The sequence below is a fragment of the Corallococcus sp. CA053C genome (assembly GCF_003611675.1).
GTDB lineage: Bacteria > Myxococcota > Myxococcia > Myxococcales > Myxococcaceae > Corallococcus.
In genome coordinates, this window is sequence record NZ_RAWA01000618.1 from 1 (window position 1) to 3,838 (window position 3,838).

The window sequence follows — 3,838 nt, forward strand, 5'->3', positions numbered from 1 at the left end:
GGGGGACGCAGGGCGCATGGCGGTGGGTCGTTCAATTGAGGGCAAGGGCGACAAGCCCCGTTATATAGGGCGCCCTCATGTCCCTCGACCTCAAGCGCGTGGCCTCCGAGCCCCTCACGTCCTCCGCCCCGCTCGTAGAGAGCCTCCGGGCGGCGGGCAAGCCCCGCACCGAGCATCGGCTCGGGCTGGAGCACGAGAAGTTCATCTACCCGGTGGGGTCCGCCCAACCCGTGCCCTACGAGGGGCCGAACGGGGTGGGGGCGCTGCTGGAGAAGCTGGCGCCGGGGGGCTACGCGCCCTTCCGCGAGACGCCCCAGTCGCCCGTCATCGCGTTGCAGCGCGGCATCGAGGCCATCTCGCTGGAGCCGGGCGGGCAGTTCGAACTGTCCGGCAGTCCCTTCTTCACGGCGCGCGAGGCGCACGCGGAGAACCTGGCGCACCTGCGGGACACCAAGGCGGCGGCGTCCCAGCTGGGCCTGCGGCTCGTGGCGCTGGGCTACCGGCCGGTGGGCACGACGGGTGAGATGCCCTGGATGCCCAAGACGCGCTACCAGGTGATGCGCCGCACGCTGCCGGAGCGCGGCCGGCTGGCGCTGAACATGATGCTGATGACGTCCACCGGGCAGGTGTCGCTGGACTGGGCGGACGAAGCGGACTGCGTGAAGAAGACGGTGACGGTGGCGCGCCTGTCGCCGCTGCTGGTGGCGCTGTACGCCAACAGCCCGCTCGTGGAAGGCAAGCCGTCCGGCTACATGTCCTTCCGCAGCCGCGTCTGGGAAGAGGTGGACCCCACGCGGTGCGGCTACCTGCCGTCCTGGTTCGACGGCTCGTTCTCCTATCAGGCGTACGTGGACTGGGCGCTGGATGCGCCGCTCCTGTTCCTGCGCCGCGAGGGCGAGTACCGCCACCCGAAGCTCACCTTCCGCCAGCTCCTGAAGGAGGGCTACGAGGGCAAGCCGCCGGACATGGGGGACTGGACGGACCACCTGTCCACGCTGTTCCCCGAGGTGCGGCTGAAGAAGGTGCTGGAGGTGCGCGGCGCGGACTGTGCGAGCGCGGAGATGACGGGGGCCCTGGGCGCCCTGTGGCGCGGCATCCTCTACGACAAGCAGGCGCTGGACGAGGCGGAGCTGCTCTTGCCCCGGCTGACCTTCACCGAGCACCTGTCGTTCCACGACACCGCGCGCCGCGAGGGGCTGGGCGGGAAGCTGGGGGCGCACGAACTGCACCGGCTGGCCGGGGAGATGGTGGCCATCGCGAAGCGCGGGCTCCAGCGGTTGGATCCGCTGGATGCGCCGCTGCTGGCTCCGCTGGAGGCGGTGGCCGCGTCGGGGCACTCGCCGGCGCAGGCCGTGCTGGATGCGTGGGTAAAGGACCCGCGTCCGGAAGTGCTGATGACGCGCTTCGAGCTGTGAAGCGCGTCCCTTCGCGGACGCGGGCCTGGGGGGCGGCGCTCTAGAAGCGGCCGCCCACGGTGATGTTGCCGTTGAAGAGGCTGCCCTTGGCGTCGTCGGTGGTGCCGGGGACGGTGGTCAGCTCCTCGCCACCGACGAGGCGGTAGGTGCCGCGCACGCCGGCGAAGAGGCTGCCGACGCGGTAGTCGACGCCCGCCGCCAGCGGCAACTCCGTCTGCCAGTCGTTGCTGTAGATGGGCTCCGAGCCGGAGGAGGAGTCCAGGTAGCTCAGGCCCACGCCCAGGCCCACGAACGGGTGCAGCTTGTCCTTGATGACGGGGCCCAGCTTGCCCAGGAGCGTCCCGTTGTTGCGGAAGATGTGCTGGCCGTCGCGCACGCGGGCATCATCGATGGGGATGCGCTGGCCTTCGTAGCCGACCTCCACGCCGAGCAGGGGAGAGGCCTGGGCGATGGCGTTGATGCCGAACAGCCCTCCGACGCCCGTCTCATTGTCCAGCTCTCCGGTGTAGCCGCCCAGGCCCACGCGCACGTCCAGGCCGGGTTTCAGGTCCTGTTCCTTGTAGCCAATCCTGCGCCCCACCTGGGTTGCATCCACTGCGAAAGCCGGGCCGGCCACGCACACGCTTGCTGCCACCACGCCTGCCATCATTGAAATCCGTCTCATGTCCAGGTTCCTCCCCGTTGTGCTGTGTGGGACCTGGAATGGAAGCTGGGAATGGGAGGCTGGACGCAGCACCCGCCCGGGGGACGGAGCCAGGGGGGCGAGGGCCGCTAGCGTCGGCCGAAGAGCTTCTTGAGGCCGGAGAGCAGGCCGCTCGGGCGGGCTTCGGGGCCGGTGAGGAAGGGCGAGCGGGCGATGAGGGCCTCGCGGGCGGCGTCGTCCAGGTCCTCCATCGCGAGCGCCACGGGCTGACGCTTGCCGCCGGGCAGGGTGGCGCTGAAGGTCAGGGTGCCGTCGGTGGACAGCTCCAGGTGCACCTCCACCTCGCCGGGGCGCTCCACGGTGAGGTGGAGCGCGCCAAGCCACTCGTTGTCCACGGACGCGGTCGCGGTGCCCTGGAAGAAGGCGAGCCCCAGCGGGCCGGGGGCGGTGACGGGGAGCACCAGGGTCTTGGACGTGGGCAGGCGGGTGTTGCGCTCCAGCACGCGGCGGAAGGTGCCGGAGTGTTCGGCGACGCCGATGGGGGCGGTGAGCACCTCGGAGACGCTGGCGGACGGCTTGCCCGTCTCCGCGAGCAGCAGCGCGTGGCCGAGCAGCGCGGCGCCGCGCACCACCGCGCTCCGCGCGTCCACGTCGTCGCGCACGGGCACGCCCAGGCTCTCCTCCAGCCGGCGGCGCACGAGCGGTGCGCGGCTCTGGCCTCCGACGAGCAGCACGGCGTCCAAGCCCTGCGGGGAGAGGGCGTTGGACTCCAGCACCTCGCGGGTGACGGCGACGACGCGCTGGGCGAGGTCGGCGGTGAGGGCCTCCATGCGCTCGCGGTCGAGCGTGGGGCCCTTGCCCGTGGGCAGGGTGACGTCCACGGAGTCGCGGGTGGAGAGGGCCTGCTTGGTGGACTCGGCGATGGCGCGCAGGGGGCCCCAGTCGAGCAGGTGTTCGGGGCGCGGGTGGCCCTGTTCGGAGAGGTCGCTGACGAGCAGCTCCGCGATGCGGGCGTCGAAGTCCATGCCGCCCAGGGTGGGGTCGCCGCCGGTGGTGATGACCTCCAGGTCGTCGCCCGTCACCTGCACGACGCAGACCTCCAGGCCCCCGCCGCCCAGGTCCACGACGAGCACGCGCTTGCGGGCCATGCCCCGGCCGTGTGCGTACGCGAGCGCCGCGGCGGCGCTGTTGGTGAGCACGCGAGGCACGTCCAGCCCGGCCTGGGCGGCGGCCTCGCGCAGGGTGGCGCGCTGGCGTTCGGTGAAGTGCGAGGGGGCGCAGAGGACGGCGCGCGTCACCTTGCGGCCGAGGAACGCGGTGGCCGCCTGGTGCAGCTCGCGCAGGAGCAGGGTGGTGAAGAGGGCGGGGCTGACGACGCGGCCGCCGAGCTCCACGCCCGCGTCGCCGCGAAGGTCGGTGGCGACGGGGAAGGGGAGCTGCGGGCCCAGCCAGCGCAGGTGCGGAGAGCGGGCGCGCAGGCCGAGCAGCCGCTTGAGTCCGGTGGTGGCGTTCCGGGGCGCGCGGGCGGCTTCGGCGAGGGCCGCGGTGCCGATGCGCGGCTCACCGTCCGCGTCGACCGCGATGACGGAAGGCAGGCCCAGGTCGTCGGTGCCGGGGATGGGGATGAGCGTGGGGACGCCGTCGATGAGGACCGCGACGCGCGCGTGCGAGGTGCCCACGTCGATGCCGAGCACGACCTCCGCCGCCGCGGGCGTGGAGACGGGGGCGGTGATGGGGCTGTCTCTTTTACACATCTCCGAGCCCACGAGACGCGTAGTAA

At 72.3% G+C, this 3,838-nt stretch carries 3 protein-coding genes; 1 reads left to right on the plus strand and 2 read right to left on the minus strand.

The genetic code is table 11. The features are described 5' to 3' along the window. Window positions 1-77: 77 nt before the first annotated feature. Window positions 78-1,415 carry a glutamate--cysteine ligase gene (locus tag D7V97_RS41010; protein WP_120615985.1) on the plus strand — a complete coding sequence of 446 codons (1,338 nt, stop codon included), beginning with the start codon at window positions 78-80 and terminating at the stop codon, window positions 1,413-1,415. Between the two features lie 40 nt (window positions 1,416-1,455). Here D7V97_RS41010 and D7V97_RS41015 read toward each other — a convergent pair whose 3' ends face one another. Both D7V97_RS41015 and D7V97_RS41020 read right to left on the minus strand, forming a co-directional pair. Continuing rightward, window positions 1,456-2,079, minus strand: coding sequence for a hypothetical protein (locus D7V97_RS41015; protein WP_120615986.1), 624 nt, complete (start codon window positions 2,077-2,079; stop codon window positions 1,456-1,458). Window positions 2,080-2,186: 107 nt separating this feature from the next. Beyond that, window positions 2,187-3,838, minus strand: a 1,652-nt coding sequence (locus D7V97_RS41020; RefSeq protein ID WP_368669015.1) for an Hsp70 family protein, incomplete at its 5' end; no start/stop codon positions are given.

What these genes read in the sequence shown, in the direction of transcription:
- D7V97_RS41010 (WP_120615985.1), top strand. Translation starts at nt 78, where the DNA reads ATGTCCCTCGACCTCAAGCGCGTGGCCTCCGAGCCCCTCACGTCCTCC.
- D7V97_RS41015 (WP_120615986.1), bottom strand. Translation starts at nt 2,079, where the DNA reads ATGAGACGGATTTCAATGATGGCAGGCGTGGTGGCAGCAAGCGTGTGC.